Raw genomic sequence first — 21,468 nt, 5'->3', positions numbered from 1 at the left:
AGGAATCACGATGGAGACAACACGATTGGCGGCGCCCCTGCTGGCGCTCGCCGCCGGCTGCGCCTGCCTGCCCGGCCAGGCGGCCGACCTGGGACTGGCCCGGGTCTTTTCCGATCATGCGGTGCTGCAACGGGACGAGCCCATCGCCGTGTGGGGCACGGCGGACGCCGGCCGCAAGCTGACCGTGACGCTCGGCGGACGCACGGCGACCGGCAGCGCGGACGCGCACGGCAAATGGAAGATCCAGCTGCCGCCGCAGCCCGCCGGCGGCCCGTACACGCTGACGGTCAAATCCGGCACCGACACGGTCAGCCGCGCCGACATCCTCGTCGGCGACGTCTACCTGTGCTCCGGCCAGTCGAACATGGAATTCCCCGTGCGCACGTCGACGAACGCATGGTTCAACACGGTCACGGCGGCCAACGACAGGATCCGCTTCCTGAACGTGGAAAAGAACAGCACGGCGGCGCCGCAGGATGAGCTCAAGGGCCCGGTCGAGTGGAAGCGCGCGTCGCCCGACACCGTCGGCGACACGTCCGCCGTCTGCTATTACATGGCGCGCTCGCTGCAGGGCGGTTACAAGATCCCCGTCGGCTTCATCAACGCCAGCTGGGGCGGCACGACGATCCAGGGCTGGATCGGCGCGGCCTCGCTGCGCACTCTTCCCGACTACAAGGACCGCGTGGCCGCCGTCGTGCAATACGGCGCCGATCCGGCCGCCGGCATGCGCGCGGAAGACGAGCGCAACGAGGCATGGTGGACGGCGCACGACCCGGCCGCGGCGGCGCAACGCGCCTGGATCGCGCCGGATCTCGACGAAGGCGCCTGGTCCACCGTCACGCCTTCCGGTTCGTGGAAGGACAGCGGCGTGGCCGGCTTCAAGGATTTCGACGGCGTCGCGTGGTATCGCACGACGATCACGCTGACGGACGCGCAGGCCAGGGCCGCGAACATGCTGCACCTGGGACCGGTCGACACGTACGACACCACCTGGGTCAACGGCGTGCGCGTCGGCGGCGGCAGCACGGCCTGGGTCTGGCGCGACTATGCCGTGCCGGCGGGCGTGTTCAAGCCCGGCCGCAACGTGATCGCCATGCGCGTGCTGAGCGGCGGGCAGGGCGGCGGCCTGTCGGGACCGCCGGACAAGCGCAGCGTGGGCCTGGCGGACGGCCAGTCGATACCGCTGCCGGCCGCGTGGAAGGTCCGGCGCGGCACTGCGATGAAGGGCCAGTCCGTGCCGCCGGCGCCGTGGGACGTGCCGACGAGTCTCACGACCTTGTACAACGGCATGATCGCGCCGCTGGTCGGGTATAAATTCAAGCTGGCCGCGTGGTATCAGGGCGAATCGAACGTGGGGGCGGCGCAGGAATATCGCACGCTGCTGTCGCTGTTGATGCGCGACTGGCGCCAGCGCTTCGGCGAGCCCGCGCTGCCTTTCCTCGTCGTGCAGCTGCCGGGCTACGGCACACCGGCCAGGAAGCCCGGCCAGTCCGGCTGGGCCGAGTTGCGCGAGGCGCAGGCGGATGCCGTCGTGGGCGACGCGCACGCGGGCTACGTCGTCACGGTCGACGTGGGCGACCGGTTCGATATCCATCCGACCCAGAAGACCGTCGTCGGCGAGCGTCTCGCGCGCATGGCGCGCGTGTTGGCGTACGGCGAGAAGACGGCGCCGGGCGGCCCAGTCGCCGTGGCGGCCCGGCGCAGCGGCAACGACATCGTCGTGTCGTTCCGCGACACCGGCGGCGGCCTGGCGACGTATTCGTCGGACCGTGCCAATGCCTTCGAGGTGTGCGCGGGCACGGCCTGCCGCTATGCCGAGGCGCGCGTGGCGGGCGACACGATCTTGCTGCCCGGCGCCGCCGTACCCGGCGTCACGACCGTGCGCTATGCCTGGGCCGACGCGCCGTTCGTGAACCTGTTCGGCGGCGACGACCTGCCGGCCGCGCCGTTCCGGCTCGACGTCAAGTAAGAAAAATCGGGGTCAGAAAATTCGGGGTCGAAAATTCGGGGTCAGAGCACGTTTTTCGCGAAATTCGGGGTCAGAGCACATTTCGGTGCAATTTCTCTGAGTTGAGCGATGCTGCGGATGACCGCCAACGCGGGGAGCGGCGTACCTAAACGACGTGCGACCGCGAGTGCGCGACGGCCGGCCAAAGGCCATTCTGACAGGCGAGCAATTTCTTCAAAAAGTGCTCTGACCCCGAATTTTGGCTAAAAAATGCTCTGACCCCGAATTTCAAGGCAGCAGCGGCAGGGTGACGGTGAACGTGCTGCCGCGTCCCGGCCCGGCGCTGGCGGCGTCGACGTGGCCGCCGTGCAGTTCGACGAGCTTGCGCACGAGCGCCAGGCCGAGACCCAGGCCGCCCTGGGCGCGGTCGAGCGTGCGCGAGCCTTGCGTGAACAGGTCGAACACGACGGGCAGCAGCTCGGGCGCGATGCCGTTGCCGTTGTCGCGCACCGCGAGGTAGGCCTGGCCGTCGGCGGCTTCCAGTTCGACCTCGATGCGGCCGCCCTCCGGCGTGTACTTGGCGGCGTTGGCGAGCAGGTTCGCGACCACCTGCACGAGACGCGTGTGGTCGCCGTCCACCATCACCGGCGCGTCGGCGAGCAGGACGTCGAGGGTGTGGCCGCGCGCGTCGACGAGCGGGCGGACCTGCTCGGCGGCCTCGGTGACGACGCGGCGCAGGTCCAGCGGCTGCCTGGCCACGGCGACGAGGCCGCGGGTGACGCGCGAGACGTCCAGCAGGTCGTTCACCAGGTGCCGCATGTGGGTGACCTGGCGCGCGATGATGTCGCTGATCTGCTTGACGCGCGGCTCGCCCGCATAGGCCAGGCGCAGCATGTCGGCCGCGCTGGAGATCGGCGCCAGCGGATTCCTCAGCTCGTGCGCCAGCATGGCGAGGAATTCGTCCTTGCGCTGGTCGGCCAGTTGCAGCGCTTCTTCCGCGCGCTTGCGTTCCGTGATGTCGATCGCCACCACGTGCACGACGGTGCTGCGGCCGTCGGCGCCGAGGCCGAGGCGGCCGCGCATGTCGATCCAGGCCAGGCGGCCGTCGTCGGCGCGCCGGATGCGCGGCGTGGCGCGGTATTCGCCCTTGGCGCGGATGGCTTGCTCGACCGTGTCGCGCAAGGCCTGGCGGTCGTCCGGATGGACGAGCTTTTGCAGCTCGGCGATGTTGTGCCAGTTCTTGCCGAACACGCTGTGCAGATTGGCCGAGAAGCTCACCTCGCCGCTGTGCGGATCGCGCTCCCACACGGCCATGCGCGCTGCGACGAGGCCTTGCTGCAGGCGCTCCTCGCTGTAGCGCACGGCCCGTTCCGCCCGTTCCAGCGGGGTGACGTCGGTGCACGTGCCGAACCACTGGACGATGCGACCGCCGTCGTCGCGCAGCGGCGCCACCGACGTGAAGAAGCTGCGGTAACGGCCGTCGGCGCCGCGCAGCGGGAAGGTCATCTGCGCCATGTTGCCGCTGGCGAGGGCTTCCTTCCAGCGCCGCATCACCTGCGGCAGGACTTCCGGATCGTGATAGCGGCGCCACTCGTCCGCGCCGGCGCTGCCGGGCGGACTGCCCGTGAACTCGTGCCAGCGGTCGTTGAACCAGACGATGTTGCCGCCCGGGTCGCCGATCCACACGAGCTGCGGGATGTTGTTCGCCAGCTGCAGGAATTTGCGGCGTTCCGCTTCCAGGCGCGCATGCTGTTCGTACAGGCGGTCGAGCATGCGGTTCAGCGCGCGCGCCAGGCTGACGACTTCGCGCGAGCCGTCGAGCGGCGCGCGCTGGCTGCCGATGTCCTCGCCCAGGCTGGCGGAAAATGTCTCGAGGCGGCGCAGGTCGCGCGTGAGGCCGAACGCGAGCCGCGACGCCAGGATGAACACGAGCAGCGCGAGGAAGAAGGCGACGAGGACGATCAGGAAGTAGTGCGGACCGGCCGCCTCCAGCGGCAGCGGCAGGCGGCGCTCGTCCTCGCGCAGCACGAGACCAAGTCGGGCCAGGTCCGGCGGCAGCGGCACGGCCGCCGCGATCTCGTGCCCGCCCGCGGGCGGGCCCTCCGCCGCCGTGTCGAGGATCGCCCACGGCACCGGCTTGAGGTCGTCCAGCCGCAGCTTGTACATCAGGGCGCCCTCCGGCGCGTGCGTGTGCGCGTCGCGCAGCGGGACGACGCCGATCAGTTCCGCGCCCGCGGGGCCGGTCCGCAGCGCGGTCTGCGCGCCGCCGGGCAGTGCGGCATCCGCCAGGCGCGCGCGCAGCCAGGCCAGGTCGGCCGGGGTGAAGCCGGGCACGCCGTTGTCGGCGATTGCCGTGCCCTCGACATCCGTGAACAGCAGCCGCAGCGGCACGCCGTTCATCTGGCGCAGGCCGTGCAGGAACGGCGTCAGATAGGTTTCCTTGTCGTCGCCGTCGCCGAGCGCCGCGGCCAGGATCGGGTTGGCGCCCATTTCCCGCAAGCGGGTGACGATGGCCCGCAGGTTGTGGCCGACCGTGGTGGCGTGGAAGGCGACTTCGCGCTTCTGCAGCAGGGCATTGGCCTGCGCGCGCTGGTGGTCGATCAGCCAGAACGAAACGCCGGCGATCAGCAGCACGGCCGCCGCCGTCAGGATCGCGGCCGCGAGCGCGAAGCGGCGCGACAGGCTGGCCTGGGCGAACGGCGCGGTCATGTCAGCCGCCGGCCGGCACCAGGACGCCGTCCGCGCGTGACGATGGTTGCGAGATGGAGCCCGACATGGCAAGCCCGTGACGAAGCGCGATTCGGCATTTTAACGCGATAACGATCAGCCATTCTCGCTTCCTCGACGAAATAGCGTTGCTGAGAGGCAACCGACCATTCCACTGGCAAATAACGAGGTGTATCATCAAATTGTGACACGCCCGCCCACGCGGGTGTGTCCTCCGCCGGGCCAAACCCTTGCCCTTTCGTCTACGCTCCGGTCTGCCGCCGCGACCCGAGCGCCCGCATCCGCAACATCATCGCGCTGTTACATCGTCTTCGTCGAGGTCCACATGAACATCCAGAACCTGAAAATCGGCGCCCGGCTCGGGCTCGCGTTCGCCGCCGTGCTGGCGCTCGCGGTCATGCTGACCGTCGTCGGCACGCTGCGCCTGCGGCTCATCGTGGACGCGTCGGCCGACATGGACGCGGTGGTCCGCATGGCCCGCCTGTCCGACCGCTGGGTGGCCGACACCCGGGTCAACCGCGCCCTGACCGAGGCGCGCCTGCGTGTGGTCGACGCCCAGGACCGCGACCGGATCACCGCCAGGATGAAGGCGAACAGCGCCGACATCAGCGCCATCAACAAGGAATTGGAGGGCATGATCGTCAGCCCGGAAGGGAAGGCGCTGCTGGACCAGATCGCGGCGCGGCGCAAGCCCTATCTCGCGGCGCGCAACAAATTATTCGCGCTCAAGGACAGCGGCACGGCGGACCAGGACGCGATCCAGCGTGCGTCCGAGGCCGGCATGAATCCGGCGCTCACCGCGTACGAGACGGCGGCCGCCGACCTGGCCGCTTACCAGAAACGGTGTTTCGACGACGCCAAGGCGCACGTCGAGAACGTCGCCGCGGCCGGGTCCCGGCTCCTGGCCGGCCTGGGCCTCGCGGCGCTGCTGCTGGGCGCCGCGCTGGCGTGGTGGCTCACGCGCAGCATCACGGGCCCGCTGCGCCGCGCCGTGACGCTGGCCAACGCGGTCGCGCAAGGCGACCTGTCGAGCCGCATCGAGGTCGCAAGCCGCGACGAGACCGGCGAATTGATGGCCGCGCTGCAGACCATGAACGAGAACTTGAACGCGCTGGTGACGCGCGTGCGCAGCGGCGCCGATTCCATCGCGACGGCCGCCGGCGAAATCGCCACGGGCAACAACGACCTGTCGGCACGCACCGAAGCGCAGGCGGGCGCCCTGGAGGAGAGCGCGTCGTCGATGGAGGAATTGACGGGCACCGTGCGCCAGAACGCGGACAATGCGCAGCAGGGCAACCAGATGGCGGCGTCGGCATCCGGCGTCGCCGTGCGCGGCGGCGACGTCGTGGCGCAGGTCGTCGCGACGATGGGCGACATCGACGCGTCGTCGAAGAAGATCGTCGACATCATCGGCGTCATCGACGGCATCGCGTTCCAGACGAACATCCTGGCCTTGAACGCGGCCGTGGAAGCTGCGCGCGCGGGCGAGCAGGGCCGCGGTTTCGCGGTCGTGGCGAGCGAGGTGCGCACCTTGGCCCAGCGCTCGGCGGCGGCGGCGCGCGAGATCAAGGAACTCATCGGCGACTCCGTCGACAAGGTCGCCACCGGCTCGCGCCTCGTCGGCGAGGCCGGCACGACGATGCAGGAAGTCGTCGCCAGTGTGCGGCGCGTCACGGACATCATGGCCGAGATCTCGGCCGCGTCGACCGAGCAGAGCGCCGGCATCGAACAGGTCGGCGCGGCGATCCACCAGATGGACCGGGTGACGCAGCAGAACGCGGCGCTCGTCGAACAGGCCGCGGCGGCCACGGAATCCATGCAGGAACAGGCGCGCAGCCTCGCCGAGGCGGTCGCCGTGTTCAAGCTGGACCGGACGGCGGCGCCGCGCGCCGTGTCGCTTGCAAGCCGCCAAAAACGCGAAAACCGCCTCGAGCCGGCGCGGTTGGGTGCAGGCTTTTAAAGCGCCGGCCGGATTCAGAACTTGGTCTTCTGCGCCTGCAGCTGTTCGCGCAGCTGGTGCGCGTTGCAGTGGCTGTAGTCCTTGTTCAGCTCCAGGTCGACGAGCGGCTTGAGCTGGTTGTCCAGCTGGCCGCGCAGCACGCCGAGGAACTTGGGTTCCGCCACCAGCTCCAGCTTCTGGAAGCGCTGCTCCTGCCAGCCCTTGAGCAGGTAGGCGCAGATGTCCCTGGCGAAGAATTCGGCGTCGTGCTGTTCCGGCGTCTGCGCCGGTTCGAACTGCTTGTTCGGCGTCGCGTTGCCCGTGCTGTGAATGCTCTTTCCGGCCGCGGTCGGGCCGAGCCGGTCCGTGTTGATGTCCGACACGCGCACACGGGCATTGGGGCTGACCATGTCCTCGATTTCGATGTACGGCTGCTTGGGGTCCGATTCGGCGAAGATGCGGGCACGGCCGGCGTCGGCGGATACGATCCAGGTGGTAGTCATGCTTTCCCCTTTTTATCCAAAGTTGCAATCGGGATGTAGGCCCCACCGGGGCCATACAGGCTGAGGGGAAGTCTATCCCAACCAATTTTTTCAGGCGGTACGAAAGGCGCTAGACTGGCGCCATGCAAAGAATCCTCATCGTCCTCGGCCTCGCGCTGTTCGCCGCGGGGTTTCTCTGGCCCTGGCTGCGCCGGCTGCCGCTGGGCCGCCTGCCCGGCGACATCCACATCGTGCGCGCAGGCTTCAGCTTTCACTTTCCCATCGTCACCTGCATCGTCATCTCCATCGTCGTCTCGATCCTGTTGTGGATCTTCCGCCGCTGAACCCCCGTGTCAAAAATATGACGCGCGGGTTCGCGATAGCAAGATTTGACAAACATGGTCGGAATTTCAACGAGACAATGCGCCCCATACGAAGACGAGAGACGCTGCAGCGTCCACGAATTCGAAACTGGACAAGTTCCTTGATCGATACAGTTTTGGGAGAGCACATGAGACAGCAGATGGGACGTAGGGTCGTCGCACGCACGGCAATCGCAAGCGCGGTGACGGTACTGGTGATGGGCATCGCGACCGAGGCGCGCGCACAGGACGCCGTGCAGGCGCCGCAGACCGTGATCGTGACGGGCGTGCGCGCCGCGCTGGAGCAATCGCTGCGTCAGAAGCGCAATGCGGACGCGGTGGTCGAGGTGGTGACGGCCGAGGACATCGGCAAGATGCCCGACAAGAACGTGGCCGACGCGATCCAGCGCCTGCCCGGCGTGAACACGCAATCGTCCGCCGGCGGCGAAGGCGGCTTCGGCGAGAACGACCGCGTGAGCCTGCGCGGCACGAGCCCCAGCCTGCAGCAGACGCTGTTCAACGGCCACGCCATCAGCACGGGCGACTGGTTCGTGCTGAACCAGTACGGCGGCAACGTGGGCCGTTCGTCCAGCTTCTCGCTGCTGCCGTCGGAACTCGTCGGTTCCGTCGTCGTGCAGAAGAGCGCCACCGCGGACCTCGTCGAAGGCGGCGTGTCCGGCGCCATCGACGTGATCACGCGCCGGCCGCTCGACTTCCGCCAGCCGCTGACGGTGGAAGCGTCCGTGCAGGCCAACTACAACGACCTCGCGAAGAAGACCGAGCCGCAGGTGTCCGCCCTCGTGAGCTGGAAGAACCCGGCGCACAACTTCGGCGTGCTGCTGCAGGCCTTTTCGGAAAAGCAGAGCGTGCGCCGCGACGGCCAGGAGATCCTCGGCTACACCCCCATTAGCGCGACGAGCGCCGCCGCCGTCGCCGACCCTCTGCTATCCGGCGTGAAGGTCCCGACGTTCATCGGCGCCGCGCTGTTCGAGCAAAAGAAGAAGCGCGAAGGCGGCGCGTTCGACATCGAGGCGAAGCCGTCGCGCGACGTCGGCGTCGACCTGAACGGCTTCTATTCGAAGCTCAAGGCGCCGCACCAGAACACCAACTGGCTGGCCGCGCCGGCGAACTCGATCAACAGCGCGAACCTGGTCCCGCAGAATCCCGTGGTCCGCAACGGCACGCTCGTCGGCGCGACGTTCTCCAGCAACTCGGGCGAGGTCGACAACATCTACCGTCCGGATGCGGGCGGCGAATCGTGGTACATCGATTTGAACGGCCGCTGGCGCGCGACGGAAGACCTGAGCTTCACGGGCAAGCTCGGTCGCACGCACGGCGTGGGCTATGACCACGCCGACGTCTACTACCAGAACAACGTCGACGGCGGCATGATGTACGCGCTGAACGGCATGACGCCCGCCACCGTGAGCTACCCGGGCGGGAACACGACGCAGCCCGGATCGACGGCGTGGGCCGGCGGCGGCGAGGCGCAGTCCGTGGACAAGGAAAAGTACGCGCAGATCGACGGCGAATGGCGCCTGCACGACAACCCGTGGATCCAGGCCGTGCGCTTCGGCACGCGCTGGACGGACCACAAACGCACCGCCGAGCACCCGCTGGAAACGCGTCCGGGCCCGAACGGCTTCACGAATCCGGGACCGGCATGGAGCGGCCAGATGTACCCGTCCGACTTCGGCTCGGACCTCGGCGGCAGCGTCTACAACAATTACTTCAAGTACGACGGCGCGGCGCTCGGCGCCTGGGGCGCGGTGCCGGGCAACCGCCTGCTCGACTTCACGTTGCGCCACAACTGGCTCGACGAATTCAAGGTGGGCGAGAAGACGGCCGCCGTGTACGGCATGGCCGACCTCCAGGGCGACGGCTGGAGCGGCAACGTCGGCCTGCGCGCCGTCGAGACGCGCCAGACGACCGTCGTGAACCTGCCGGGCGGCGCCAGCCCGATCACCGGCTCCGCGTTCGGCCCGTACACGCCGACGACGTACGAGCGCACCTATCGCGACTACCTGCCGAGCGCGAACGTCAAGTTCGACGTACGTCCGGACCTGGTCGTCCGCGCCGGCGTCGCCAAGACGATGGCGCGGCCGGACTACAGCGCGCTGGGCGGCTCGGTGTCGCTGAACGACGACGCGCTGTCGGGCAGCGGCGGCAACGTCAAGCTCGATCCGATCCGTTCCGTCAACTACGACCTGTCGGCCGAGTGGTACTACATGCCGAAGGCGATGCTGTCGGCGGGCCTGTTCTACATGGACTTCAGCTCCATCGTCGCGCAGGGCACGAGCACGGGCAGCTATTACAACAACAAGCGCGGCACGTTCACGGATTACCAGATCACGTCGCCCTACAACACGACGGCCACCAACAAGGGCATCGAACTGTCGTGGCAGCAGCCGGTGTGGGACAACTTCGGCGTGCTCACCAACACCACGTGGGCGGACGGCGAACTGGATGGCGGCGGCGAGATGCTCAACGCGTCGAAGAACACGTACAACGTGACGGGCTATTACGAGAACGACCGGTTCTCCGCGCGCCTCGCGTACAGCTACCGTTCGTCGTACAAGGCCGGCGTCGACCGCGGCGCGAGCCAGCACGTGGATTCGATGCCGTCGCTGGCCGCGTCCCTGAACTTCAAGCTGAACGAGCACCTGACCGTCACGTTTGACGCGCTGAACCTCACGAACGAGACGATCAAGATGTACGCCGAAAACAAGGACCAGCCGCGCGCGTTCTATTCGAACGGCCGTACCTTCTACCTCGGCCTGCGCGGCAAGCTTTGATCGTGTCGCAGCGGGATAGGCAGCACGGCGGCGTCGCCGTGACGTGGGAGTGCGTGTCCAACCTGGTCGCGCACGAGCTGTTCGCGGCGCGGCTGACGTTGACCAATGTGTCGGACGCGCCGATCGCGCCGGGATGGACGGTCTACTTCAACGCGTGCCGCCGCGTGCGGCCCGGCAGCGTGAGCGCGGGCTTTCACGTGGCCCACGTCAACGGCGACCTGTTCGCGCTGCGCCGCGCGGACGACGCGGCGTGGCTGCCGGGCGAACTGCTCGACGTGCGCTACGAGGCGCAGTTCTGGGCCATCAGCGCGACGGACGCGCCGCTCGGCTTCTACCTCGTCGAGGCCGACGGCCACACGGTCGACCTGGGCGACCCGGAGGTCCATCCGTTCGCGCGGCCGGAGCAGCTGCAGCGCCATGCGCGCGACATGTTGCCGCCGGCCGACGCGGCCTGGCGCTGGCGCGAGAACAGCCGGCTCACGCTGCTCGCGCCGGAAGACGTGGGCCGCGTGACGCCGACGCCCATGTCGGTCCGCTTCACGGACGGCCGCTGCCGCCTGTCCCCGTCCAGCGACATCATGGCCGGAACCGCGCTGGCCGGCGAAGCGGGGCTGCTGCGCGCGCTGCTGGACGGCTTGCCGGAGGGCGAGGGCGCGCGCGTGCTGCTGGAGATCGGCGCCGTGGCGGCCTCCAGCCCGGAAGCCTACCGCCTGGACATCGGCGAAGGCACGATCCTCGTGCGCGGCGCCGGCGCGCACGGCGTGTTCAACGGCATCCAGACCTTGGCCCAGCTGCTGGACGCGGACGGCGGCCTGCCGTGCGGCCGCGTGCTCGACGCGCCGCGCTTCGGCTACCGCGGCATGATGCTGGACGTGGCCCGGCACTTCGCGTCGGTCGCCACGGTCAAGCGCCTGCTCGACTGCATGGCGCGTTATAAACTGAATCGGCTGCACCTGCACCTGACGGACGACGAAGGCTGGAGACTGCGGATCGACGCGCTGCCGGAGCTGACGGACATCGGCGCCAGACGGGGCGCGGCTTGCGGCCACGCCCTTCCGCCATCGTTCGGGTCCGGCGCGGACGTCGTCGCGTCGTCCGGCACGGGCCATTACGACGCGGCCGACTTCATCGACATCCTGCGCCACGCCCACGCGCGCCACATCGAAGTGATCCCGGAATTCAATATGCCGGGCCACGCGCGCGCGGCCGTGCTGGCGATGCGCGCGCGCCACGACCGCCTGCGCGCGCAGGGCGACGTCGAAGGCGCCGAGCGCTACCTGTTGAGCGATCCGTACGACGTCTCCGTCTACGAATCCGTGCAGCTGTGGCGCGACAACGTGATCTGCATCGCGCTGCCGTCCGTCGACCGCTTCGTCGACACGGTCGTCGCCCACGTGGCCGCGTTGTACCGCGAAGCCGGCGTGCCGCTCAAGACCATCCACACGGGCGGCGACGAGGTGCCGCTCGGTGCCTGGGAGGGCTCGCCGCGGTGCCGCGCGCTGATGCGCGAACGGGGCTGGACGCACGTCGGGCAGCTGCACGCGGACTTCGTCGGGCGCTGCCGCGCGATCCTCGCCCGCCACGGCGTGGCGTTCGCCGGCTGGGAAGAGACGGCGCTGGTGGTTGACGACACCGGGGCCGGCGAGGATGCGACGCCGCAGCCGAATCCGGCGTTCGCCGGTCCCGGCTTCCAGGTCTATGCGTGGAACAACGCGTGGGGCTCTGGCAAGGAAGACGTCGCGTACCGTCTCGCCAACGCCGGCTACGACGTCGTGCTGGCGAACGCCGCCAGCCTGTACTTCGACCTGGCGTACGCGAAGGATCCGCAGGAGCCGGGCTATTACTGGGCCGGTTTCGTCGAGACGCGCCACGCGTTCGGCTTCTGCCCGCTGGACATGATCGTCGGCGCGGCCGTGGACCCGATGGGGCAGGCCGTGCCGCCCGAGCGCCTGGCCGCGATGACGCGCCTGACGCCGGCGGGCCGGCGCCGCATCGTCGGCCTGCAGGGACAGTTGTGGGGCGAGAATGCCTGCACGCGCGACCGCATCGAGTACCTGGCCGCGCCGCGCCTCGTGGCGCTGGCGGAGCGGGCGTGGGCGCTTGACCCCGGCTGGTGCGCCATCGAAGACGCCGCGGTGCGCACGCGCGCCATGGACGACGCCTGGAACGAATTCGCCAACCGCCTCGGCCAGCGCGAGCTGGCGCGCCTGGACCGCGCGCCGCTGGCCTACGGCTACCGCCTGCCGCCGCCGGGTGCCGTCGCCCTTGGCCGGACCGTGCACGCGAACGTCGCCCTGCCGGGCCTCGCGCTGCATTACACTCTGGACGGCAGCGAGCCCGATGCCGCCAGCCCGCCCTACACCGGGCCCGTGGAAGCGGGGCAGGGCGCCGCCGTGTTCAAGGTCGCCACCTTCGACACGCGCGGCCGCAAGAGCGCAACCGTCGTCATCGCACTGGATTCCCATGGATAGCATCCGTCCCGATCACCTGACACCTGCCTCCGGCCGGCCGGCGCGCCATCCGCTGGCGTGGGTGCCCACGCTGTACCTCGCGCAGGGGCTGCCGTTCTACAGCGTCGCCCTCGTCGCGGGGCTGATGTTCAAGAGCATGGGCGTGCCCAACGAGCAGATCGCGCGCTGGACCGGCATGCTCGGCCTCGCGTGGGTGTTCAAGGCGTTGTGGAGTCCCTTCCTGGAACTGGCGCCGAGCAAGAAGCGCGTCGTCGTCGCGCTGCAGGTCACGGGCGGCGTCGCGCTCGCGGCCCTCGCGCTCGCGCTGCAGCTGCCCGCGTGGTTCGCGCTGGCGATCGCGCTGCTGGGCGTCGTGTCGCTGGCCTCCAGCACGCACGACATCGCGGCCGACGGTTTATATATCGCGAGCCTGTCCGCGCGCCAGCAGGCCGCGTATGCCGGCTGGCAGGGCGCCTTTTTCAACGGCGCCAAATTCCTGTCGCTGGGCGGCCTCGTGATCCTGGCCGGCTTCCTGGAACAGCGCGTCGGCGCGCCGGCCGCGTGGGCCACCGTGTTCGCTCTGCTGGGTGCGTTGCTGGCGGGGCTGGGCTTGTACCACGCGTGGGCGCTGCCGGGCACGGCGCGCGCCGTCGCGAGCGGGTCCGTGCGCGGCACGGCGGCCGTGCTGGCCGACGTCGTGCGCGCCTTCTGCGCCAAGCCGGGCATCTGGATGGGGATCGTGTTCATCCTGCTGTTCCGGCTCGCCGAAGGGCAGGTGCAGACGATCGGCCCGCTGTTTTTGCGCGACGCGCGCGCGCTCGGCGGCCTCGGTCTCTCCACGCAGGAAGTGGGCGCCATCTACGGCACGGCCGGCACGGCCGCGTTCCTCGCCGGCAGCGTCCTCGGGGGCTGGTTCACGTCGCGCGTGGGGCTCAAGCGCGCGATGCTCGTGCTGATCCTCGCGATGAACGTGCCGAATCTCGTGTTCTGGTTTCTGAGCGCTGCCCAGCCGCAAGCGCTCGGCCTCGTCACGGCCGCGCTGTCGATGGAGATGTTCGGCTACGGCTTCGGCTTCGTCGGCATGATTTTGTTCATCATGCAGGTGATCGCGCCCGGCCGCTACCAGACCGCGCATTACGCGCTGGGCTCCGGGTTCATGCAGCTGGGCTTCGTGCTGTCGAAGGTGGTCAGCGGCGACATCCAGCATGCGCTGGGTTACCGCCATTTCTTCGTGTGGGGCGTGCTGTCGGCGTTGCCCGTGCTCGTGCTGACGCGGTTCGTCAACATGGCGCCGGCCGAACCCGACTGACGTCAGCGGCGGTACGTGGGGCGGCGCGCCGGTGCCGCGTTGCGCTTTTCGATGTGGCGGAACGTGATGCGGCCCTTGCTCAAGTCGTATGCCGACATTTCCAACGTCACGCGGTCGCCCGCCAGGATGCGGATGTGGTGCTGGCGCATCTTGCCCGACGTGTAGGCAATCAGTTTGTGTCCATTGTCCAGATCGACGCGAAAGCGCGAGTCGGGGAGGATTTCCTGGACGATGCCGTCCATTTCGATGAGTTCTTCTTTGGCCATGAGGGTCCTGGGTGGCGGGCGCGCGGCGGTTGCCGGCGTGGGGTGGGAGAAAACAGCGGTGGGCCCGGTTTATATCCGGAAGGAATATTATACCGCAGATCGATGATTCACGGTTATAAGCTGCATATACTCTGGTTGGAGTATAATAGGCGTATAAACACCGTGGAGGCGCCATGAAGCTCGTCGAAACCAAACCCAAATTCCCCGACACCGACAAGGTCACCATCAATCTCGGCCTCGTCGACCTCGCGCAGATGGACCTGCTCGTGGCGGAAGGGTTTTACACGAACCGTACGGATTTCGTCCGCACGGCCATCCGCAACCAGTTGCAGCAGCACGGCGACGCGATCCGCCAGACGGTCACGCGCAAGCGTTTCGTCATGGGCATGCAGCGCTACACGAAGGCGGAGCTGGAGGCGAGCGTCGCCGCCGGCGAGCAGCTCGACATCCACGTGCTGGGCCTCGCCACGATCGACGACGACGTCACGCCCGAGCTGGCGCGTGCGGCGATCGCGTCGCTCCAGGTGCTGGGCGCGTTCTTCGCCCCGGCCGCCGTCAAGTCCGCCCTCGCGGACCGTATCCATTCCTGAGGCACTTATGAAACCCTACGAACAATTTGTCGACAATATGCTCAAGGCCGTCCGCACGGGCCAGGGCAAGGATCCGGCCGCGGCCACCGCGCTGATCCAGGACGCGCTGCGCAACGCCGGGCTGATGCCGGGCGCTAACACGGGCACTCAAGCGGGCGCTCAAGCTGGCGCGCAGGCGCCGTTCGTCGATCTGAACGACCTTCCGACCGGCGACTGGCGCGCGCGCTTTCATGCGCGCCAGGCGCGTCCTCGCCATGCGCCCACGCCCGACGCACCGGGCCGCTTCCTGGCCGGATCGTTCGGCAACGCGGCCGGCACGCGCCGCTACCGTTTATATGTGCCGGCGCGCGCCGCGTCCGGGCCGCGTCCGCTCGTCGTGATGCTGCACGGGTGCCAGCAGGACGCCGGCGACTTCGCGGCCGGCACCGCCATGAACCGGCAGGCGGAAGAACACGGCTGCCTGGTGCTGTATCCGGACCAGGACCGCGGCGCCAACGGCTCGAACTGCTGGAACTGGTTCGACGCGGCGCACCAGGCGCGCGACCAGGGCGAGCCCGCGCTGATCGCCGGCATGACGCGCCACGTCCTGCAGGAACACGGCGCCGATCCGGACCGCGTCTTCGTGGCCGGCCTGTCGGCGGGCGGCGCGATGGCGGCCGTCATGGGCGCGGCGTATCCGGAGCTGTATGCGGCCGTCGGCGTGCATTCCGGCCTGCCCGTCGGTGCCGCGCGCGACCTGATGTCGGGCCTGAACGCCATGAAGGGCAAGCACCTGGGCGGCGCGAGCCGGACGCTGCGCCGGCGGCGGCCGCTGATCGTATTCCATGGCGACCAGGACGCCGTCGTCCATCCGTCCAACGGCGCGGCGCTGATCCGCCAGTTCCTGGGCGACGGGACCGTGCGCGAGATCGAGGAGCGCGGCACGGCCGGCACCGGCCGCGGCCACACGCGCACGACGGCACTGGACGACGACGGACGCGTGGTGGCGGAACATTGGATCGTGCACGGGGCGGGGCACGCCTGGGCGGGCGGCGATCCGGCCGGTTCGTACACGGATGCTTCCGGCCCCAACGCGTCGGCCGAGATGTTGCGCTTTTTCCTGGCCCAGGCCGCCGATTGATCGGCCGCTGTTGCGAAGCCGTCAGGTTTGCTATGCTGGAGGATTCCCATGATCGTCATATGGAGTAGTGCATGGTTTCCCTGCAGGAGCAGCTGATGAAGGCCGGGTTGGTCGACAAGAAGAAGGTCAAGGTCGCCAACCAGGAAAAGGCCAAGCAGCAAAAGATCGAGCGCCGCACCGGTGTGCAGAGCGTCAACGAGGCGAAGGAGGCGGCGCTCGAAGCCCAGCGCCAGCAGGCCGAGCGCGCCCGCGCGCTGAATGCCGAGCGCGACGCCGCCGCGGCCGCCAAGGCCATCGAGGCGCAGATCGCGCAAATGATCCAGGTGAATCGCCAGCCCAAGGGTAAAGGCAACCTGGATGTTGCTTATAACTTCACGATCGGCACGAAGATCGAGCGCATCCACGTGTCCGCCGCCGTGCGCGACCACCTCGTGGCCGGCCGCCTGTCCATCGTCGCCCATGCGGGCGGTTTCGAGCTGGTGCCGCGCGTGATCGCGGACAAGATCGCGGAACGGGCGCCGGACCGCGTCGTGCGCGTCAACAAGGCCGCGGAGGCCGTCGCCGAGGGCGAGGACGATCCCTACAAGGACTTCAAGATCCCCGACGACTTCGATTGGTGAGCACGTGCCCCAAGTCCCTCAGCGCTTCTTGACGGGCAGCGCCAGCCAGCCGCGCCAGCGGCCGTCCGGCGCGCGCTCGACCTTCTGGATGTGCGGCCGGGTGCTGTCCAGGCGCCAGGTGGCCTGCTTGTCGAGCCAATCCTCGTACATGGAGCGGAAGCGCGGCCACTCGCCGTCGAAGTCGAGGCAGGCATAGCCGCCGGCCGGCAGCACGCGCACGCCCAGGCCCGGGTCGAGCACGGTGTCGTCGGCGCAGCCGAAGTCGTAGCAGTATTCGCGCTCGCCCGTGAAGCCGGGATCCTCGTCGAACACGCCGTACCACGCGGTCGTGGCGGGCAGGCCGTCGGCCTGTTCGCGTTCCCGGATGAAGTCGTGGCAGGCGAACGACAGCGCCGCGCCGGACTGGCCGAAGAAGCGCTGGTAGCGCAACGTCAGCGCCGGCAGGTTGCGCACGGCGATGCGCGCGGCGACCGTGCCCGGCTCGGGCGGGCAGTAGGGCGCCAGGATCGCTTCCAGGTCGTCCGGTTCGGCGACGAAGAAGCTGACGTCGCTCTCGCGCCCGACCTGCTGGTCCATGTATTGACGCCATCCCCCTTCGCGCCAGGCCTTGGCCGACATCGCGAACTGCTGCTTGAATGCCTTGGCGAACGCCGCGTTCGACGGGAAGCCGCAATCCTGGGCGATGCGCACGATGGGCACGTCCGGCTCGTGGCGCAGCTGGTGGGCGGCGCGGCGCAGGCGCCGCTTGCGCTGGTATTCGACGGCCGAGAACCCCGTCAGTTCGCGGAAGATGCGGTCGAAGTGGAACGATGAATAGCTGGCCGACGCCGCCAGCGATTTCAATGCGAGCGGATCGCCGACCGAGTCCAGCATCAGGTCCATCACTTCATACAGGCGCGACACGCGCGCGGCGGTCTTCATGCGCTGGCCCTCCAGGCGCGGGAAAAGCTCGGCATCGACGGCGATCATTACAAAAATGAAATAACTAGTTTCCGTAAATAACACGTCCTTGGCAAGCGTTTGGCGCTGCGGCCGTCGCCAAGTGTTGCCACTACGCCATCTGCTGCCTGCAGGCTCGAACCGATTCCCTTCATCAACACGAAACACGGACGCGTTACGCTGCCGTCGTCTACGGGCTGCAGAAAATGCGCGGCGTGCTTAATGACGACCGTCCGTCCGTCGCCTTTCTTTAGGGCTGGCAATAATTTCTTCGTGGTAACATATATAAAAATCCTCACATCACTGGAAGAACTGGTCGGAGGCGTTGCCGAATGGGTAAAAGCGCCGCGCTGGACAGGTCGGTTGTGGAGAAAATACAACCGGGAATAGCTCAAGTTGTGTTGTTTGTTGCCGTAAAGCATTCGTAAGGGCAGCAATCGAATGTATCCTTAGGGAAATAGACTTTTACTGAAAATCGCGCACGCGGACGGCGATCTCGGACAACGTTCAAATATATTAAAAGGTTCAATCATGGCATCAGTTTTGACCGGAATGGACACCGCCCAAATCCAGGCGTTGACCACTTCCCAAATCGTCTCGATATCGACGTCCGACATGGCTGCGCTTACCACGACGCAGCTTTCGGCATTTACGAGCACCCAAGTCCCGGCCTTCGAAACGCGCGACCTGGCAGTGCTGAGCACGACGCAGGTGGCGTACGGTCTGACGAGCGGACAGATGGCTGCCATGACCTCGAGCCAGATTTCCTCGCTTACCACGGCCCAGATCGCCGCACTGACCACGACGCAAGTGGCCGCGATCGAAACGGCCGACCTGGCCGCGATGAAGACGAACCAGATCGCCGCCCTGTCGACGAACCAGGTCGCCAACGGCCTGACGACGAACCAGATCGCCGCGCTGACCACGGCCCAGGTCATTGCCATGTCGACGAGCCAGGTCGGCGCGCTGTCGACCGACCAGGTCGCCGCGCTGGAAACCCGTGACGTCGCCGTACTGAAGACGAACCAGATCCAGGCGCTGTCGACGGCACAGATTTCGGCCGGCCTGAGCACCGCGCAGTTCGCGGCGCTGACGACGGCGCAGGTCGCCGCCTTGACGACGAACCAGGCCGCCAACGGCCTGACGACGAATCAGATCGCCACCCTGTCCACGGCGCAGGCCGCTGCATTGGGTACGGCCCAGACGGCTGCGCTCGGTACGTCGCAAGTGGCCGCGATCGGAACGGCCGATCTGGCCGCGATGAAGACGAGCCAGATCGCCGCCCTGTCGACGAACCAGGTGGCTAGCGGCCTGACGACCAACCAGATTGTCGCGCTGACCACGGCCCAGACCGCTGCGCTGTCGACGAACCAGGTCGGCGCGCTGACGACGAACCAGGTTTCGGCGCTGGAAACCCGTGACCTGGTCGCGATGAAGACAAGCCAGATCCAGGCATTGTCGACCGCGCAGATCTCGGCCGGCCTGAGCACGGCGCAGACGGCCGCGCTGACGACGGCCCAGGTCGCCGCACTGAGCACGAACCAGGTCGCCAACGGCCTGACGACGAATCAGGTCGTCGCCCTGACCACGGCGCAGGCCGCTGCGCTGACGACGAACCAGATCGGCGCACTGTCGACCAACCAGGTCGCCGCGATCGAAACGGGCGACCTGGCCGCGCTGAAGACGAACCAGATCGCCGCCCTGTCGACGAACCAGGTCGCCAGCGGCCTCACGACGAACCAGATCGTCGCGCTGACGACGGGCCAGACCGTCGCGCTGACGACGAACCAGGTTGGCGCGCTGACGACGAATCAGGTTGCCGCGCTGGAAACCCGCGATGTCGCCGTACTGAAAACGAACCAGGTCCAGGCGCTGACCACGGCGCAGCTGTCGGCCGGTCTGACGACCACGCAGTTTGCATCGATGACGACGGCCCAGGTCGCCGCGCTGACGACGAATCAGGTCGCCAACGGTCTCACGACGAACCACATTGTTGCGCTGACGACGAGCCAGGCCGGCGCCCTGACGACGGCGCAAGCTTCTTCCTTGACGACGTCCCAGGCCGGTGCCCTGGAAACGGTCGACCTGGCTTCGATGAAGACGAACCAGATCGCCGCCCTGTCGACGAACGACGTCGGTGCGCTGACGACGAACCAGATCGTCTCGCTGACCACGGCCCAGGCCGCTGCACTGTCGACGAACCAGATCGGCGCACTGTCGACCAACCAGGTCGCCGCGCTGGAAACCCGTGACTTCGCCGCACTGAAGTCGAACCAGATCCAGGCACTGACCACGGCTCAGATCTCGTCCGGCTTGACGACGGCCCAGATGGCCGCGATGACGACGGCCCAGATCGCTGCGCTGAGCACCAGCCAGGTCGCCAACGGCCTGACCACGAACCAGATCGGCGCGCTGACCACGGCCCAGGCCGCAGCACTGTCGACGAACCAGATCGGCGCGCTGTCGACGAACCAAGTCGGCGCAATCGCAACGGCCGACCTGGCCGCGCTGAAGACGAACCAGATCGCCGCCCTGTCGACGAACGACGTCGGCGCACTGACGACGGACCAGGTCGTCGCGTTGACCACGGCCCAGGCCGCGGCACTGTCGTCGAACCAGATCGGCGCACTGTCGACCAACCAGGTCGGCGCGCTGGAAACCCGCGACTTCGCCGCACTGAAGTCGAACCAGATCCAGGCGCTGACCACGGCCCAGATCTCGTCCGGCTTGACGACGGCCCAGATGGCCGCGATGACGACGGCCCAGATCGCCGCCCTGTCGACGAGCCAAGTTGCCAACGGTCTGACGACGAATCAGATCGGCGCACTGACCACGGCCCAGATCGGCGCACTGTCGACGAACCAGATCGGCGCGCTGTCGACGAATCAGGTCGGCGCAATCGCGACGGCCGACCTGGCCGCGCTGAAGACGAACCAGATCGCCGCGCTGTCGACGAACGACGTCGGCGCGCTGTCGACGAACCAGGTCGTCGCGTTGACCACGGCCCAGGCCGCGGCACTGTCGTCGAACCAGATCGGCGCACTGTCGACCAACCAGGTCGCCGCGCTGGAAACCCGTGACTTTGCCGCCCTGAAGTCGAACCAGATCCAGGCGCTGACGACGGCCCAGATTTCGTCCGGCTTGACGACGGCCCAGATGGCCGCGATGACGACGGCCCAGATCGCCGCCCTGTCGACGAGCCAAGTTGCCAACGGTCTGACGACGAACCAGATCGGCGCACTGACCACGGCCCAGATCGGCGCACTGTCGACGAACCAGATCGGCGCGCTGTCGACGAACCAAGTCGGCGCAATCGCGACGGCCGACCTGGCCGCGCTGAAGACGAACCAGATCGCCGCGCTGTCGACGAACGACGTCGGCGCGCTGACGACGAACCAGGTCGTCGCGTTGACCACGGCCCAGGCCGCGGCACTGTCGTCGAACCAGATCGGCGCACTGTCGACCAACCAGGTCGCCGCGCTGGAAACCCGCGACTTCGCAGCCCTGAAGTCGAACCAGATCCAGGCGCTGACCACGGCCCAGATCTCGGCGGGTCTGACCACCGCGCAGATGGCCGCGATGACGACGGCCCAGATCGCCGCCCTGTCGACGAACCAGGTCGCCAACGGCCTGACGACGAACCAGATCGGCGCGCTGACCACGGCCCAGATCGGCGCACTGTCGACCAACCAGATCGGCGCAATCTCGACGGCCGACCTGGCCGCGCTGAAGACGAACCAGATCGCCGCGCTGTCGACGGACGACGTCGGTGCGCTGACGACGAACCAGATCGTCTCGCTGACCACGGCCCAGGCCGCGGCACTGTCGTCGAACCAGATCGGCGCACTGTCGACCAACCAGGTCGCCGCGCTGGAAACCCGTGACTTCGCCGCCCTGAAGTCGAACCAGATCCAGGCGCTG

At 68.1% G+C, this 21,468-nt stretch carries 14 protein-coding genes; 10 read left to right on the top strand and 4 right to left on the bottom strand.

The features are described 5' to 3' along the window. Positions 1 to 10: 10 nt before the first annotated feature. Positions 11 to 1,969 (top strand): sialate O-acetylesterase, encoded by a 1,959-nt coding sequence (locus tag ISF28_RS26750; protein ID WP_198120230.1) that lies wholly within the window; start codon positions 11 to 13, stop codon positions 1,967 to 1,969. A gap of 267 nt (positions 1,970 to 2,236) precedes the next feature. On the opposite strand, the gene ISF28_RS26745 is transcribed toward ISF28_RS26750, so the two are convergent. After that, a complete protein-coding gene (locus tag ISF28_RS26745; RefSeq protein ID WP_198120229.1) occupies positions 2,237 to 4,657 on the bottom strand; it encodes a PAS domain-containing sensor histidine kinase in 2,421 nt (806 codons plus the stop codon). 343 nt (positions 4,658 to 5,000) lie between these two features. On the opposite strand from ISF28_RS26745, the gene ISF28_RS26740 reads away from it, so the two are divergent. Continuing rightward, on the top strand, positions 5,001 to 6,635 hold the full coding sequence (locus tag ISF28_RS26740; protein ID WP_198120228.1) for a methyl-accepting chemotaxis protein: 1,635 nt from the start codon (positions 5,001 to 5,003) through the stop codon (positions 6,633 to 6,635). Positions 6,636 to 6,649: 14 nt separating this feature from the next. On the opposite strand, the gene ISF28_RS26735 is transcribed toward ISF28_RS26740, so the two are convergent. After that, positions 6,650 to 7,117, bottom strand: a complete 468-nt coding sequence (locus tag ISF28_RS26735) for a host attachment protein (protein WP_198120227.1) — start codon at positions 7,115 to 7,117, stop codon at positions 6,650 to 6,652. A 122-nt stretch (positions 7,118 to 7,239) separates the two neighbouring features. Between ISF28_RS26735 and ISF28_RS26730 the strand changes: the two genes are divergently transcribed. From ISF28_RS26730 to ISF28_RS26715, 4 genes are all read left to right on the top strand, one after another. Beyond that, a complete protein-coding gene (locus ISF28_RS26730; protein WP_198120226.1) occupies positions 7,240 to 7,440 on the top strand; it encodes a DUF2905 domain-containing protein in 201 nt (66 codons plus the stop codon). Between the two features lie 167 nt (positions 7,441 to 7,607). After that, positions 7,608 to 10,253: a TonB-dependent receptor gene (locus tag ISF28_RS26725; protein WP_229519414.1), complete on the top strand. Its 2,646-nt coding sequence runs from the start codon at positions 7,608 to 7,610 to the stop codon at positions 10,251 to 10,253. Between the two features lie 2 nt (positions 10,254 to 10,255). Next, positions 10,256 to 12,724, top strand: a complete 2,469-nt coding sequence (locus ISF28_RS26720) for a family 20 glycosylhydrolase (RefSeq protein WP_370663504.1) — start codon at positions 10,256 to 10,258, stop codon at positions 12,722 to 12,724. Then, on the top strand, positions 12,717 to 14,012 hold the full coding sequence (locus ISF28_RS26715; protein WP_198120224.1) for an MFS transporter: 1,296 nt from the start codon (positions 12,717 to 12,719) through the stop codon (positions 14,010 to 14,012). The genes ISF28_RS26720 and ISF28_RS26715 overlap by 8 nt, the downstream gene beginning before the upstream one ends. 2 nt (positions 14,013 to 14,014) lie before the next feature. Here ISF28_RS26715 and infA read toward each other — a convergent pair whose 3' ends face one another. Beyond that, positions 14,015 to 14,278 (bottom strand): translation initiation factor IF-1, encoded by a 264-nt coding sequence (infA, locus tag ISF28_RS26710; RefSeq protein WP_056129853.1) that lies wholly within the window; start codon positions 14,276 to 14,278, stop codon positions 14,015 to 14,017. Between the two features lie 173 nt (positions 14,279 to 14,451). On the opposite strand from infA, the gene ISF28_RS26705 reads away from it, so the two are divergent. The 3 genes from ISF28_RS26705 (at position 14,452) to ISF28_RS26695 (ending at position 16,608) form a co-directional block, all read left to right on the top strand. Then, positions 14,452 to 14,868 carry a ribbon-helix-helix domain-containing protein gene (locus tag ISF28_RS26705; RefSeq protein WP_198120223.1) on the top strand — a complete coding sequence of 139 codons (417 nt, stop codon included), beginning with the start codon at positions 14,452 to 14,454 and terminating at the stop codon, positions 14,866 to 14,868. Positions 14,869 to 14,875: 7 nt separating this feature from the next. Next, complete coding sequence (locus tag ISF28_RS26700) at positions 14,876 to 15,988, top strand: extracellular catalytic domain type 1 short-chain-length polyhydroxyalkanoate depolymerase (protein WP_198120222.1); 1,113 nt, start codon at positions 14,876 to 14,878, stop codon at positions 15,986 to 15,988. A gap of 71 nt (positions 15,989 to 16,059) precedes the next feature. Beyond that, a complete protein-coding gene (locus tag ISF28_RS26695; RefSeq protein ID WP_198120221.1) occupies positions 16,060 to 16,608 on the top strand; it encodes a DUF2058 domain-containing protein in 549 nt (182 codons plus the stop codon). An 18-nt stretch (positions 16,609 to 16,626) separates the two neighbouring features. Here the strand turns inward: ISF28_RS26695 and ISF28_RS26690 are convergent, their stop codons facing one another. Beyond that, the gene (locus ISF28_RS26690) at positions 16,627 to 17,529 is read right to left on the bottom strand and encodes a helix-turn-helix domain-containing protein (protein WP_198120220.1); all 903 of its coding nucleotides are present in this window, start codon (positions 17,527 to 17,529) and stop codon (positions 16,627 to 16,629) included. A gap of 549 nt (positions 17,530 to 18,078) precedes the next feature. Here ISF28_RS26690 and ISF28_RS26685 point away from each other — a divergent pair. Beyond that, positions 18,079 to 21,468, top strand: a 3,390-nt coding sequence (locus tag ISF28_RS26685) for a beta strand repeat-containing protein (protein ID WP_441295213.1), incomplete at its 3' end; no start/stop codon positions are given.

The sequence above is a fragment of the Massilia rhizosphaerae genome (assembly GCF_016093545.1).
In the GTDB taxonomy this organism is placed as follows: domain Bacteria; phylum Pseudomonadota; class Gammaproteobacteria; order Burkholderiales; family Burkholderiaceae_D; genus Telluria; species Telluria rhizosphaerae.
The sequence above is the reverse complement of the archived record's forward strand: the minus strand, read 5'-3'. Positions and strand labels throughout refer to the sequence as shown.

Coding starts and splice junctions, on each gene's coding strand:
- ISF28_RS26750 (WP_198120230.1), top strand. CDS start 11: ATGGAGACAACACGATTGGCGGCGCCCCTGCTGGCGCTCGCCGCCGGC.
- ISF28_RS26745 (WP_198120229.1), bottom strand. CDS start 4,657: ATGACCGCGCCGTTCGCCCAGGCCAGCCTGTCGCGCCGCTTCGCGCTC.
- ISF28_RS26740 (WP_198120228.1), top strand. CDS start 5,001: ATGAACATCCAGAACCTGAAAATCGGCGCCCGGCTCGGGCTCGCGTTC.
- ISF28_RS26735 (WP_198120227.1), bottom strand. CDS start 7,117: ATGACTACCACCTGGATCGTATCCGCCGACGCCGGCCGTGCCCGCATC.
- ISF28_RS26730 (WP_198120226.1), top strand. CDS start 7,240: ATGCAAAGAATCCTCATCGTCCTCGGCCTCGCGCTGTTCGCCGCGGGG.
- ISF28_RS26725 (WP_229519414.1), top strand. CDS start 7,608: ATGAGACAGCAGATGGGACGTAGGGTCGTCGCACGCACGGCAATCGCA.
- ISF28_RS26715 (WP_198120224.1), top strand. CDS start 12,717: ATGGATAGCATCCGTCCCGATCACCTGACACCTGCCTCCGGCCGGCCG.
- infA (WP_056129853.1), bottom strand. CDS start 14,278: ATGGCCAAAGAAGAACTCATCGAAATGGACGGCATCGTCCAGGAAATC.
- ISF28_RS26705 (WP_198120223.1), top strand. CDS start 14,452: ATGAAGCTCGTCGAAACCAAACCCAAATTCCCCGACACCGACAAGGTC.
- ISF28_RS26700 (WP_198120222.1), top strand. CDS start 14,876: ATGAAACCCTACGAACAATTTGTCGACAATATGCTCAAGGCCGTCCGC.
- ISF28_RS26695 (WP_198120221.1), top strand. CDS start 16,060: ATGGTTTCCCTGCAGGAGCAGCTGATGAAGGCCGGGTTGGTCGACAAG.
- ISF28_RS26690 (WP_198120220.1), bottom strand. CDS start 17,529: ATGAAGACCGCCGCGCGCGTGTCGCGCCTGTATGAAGTGATGGACCTG.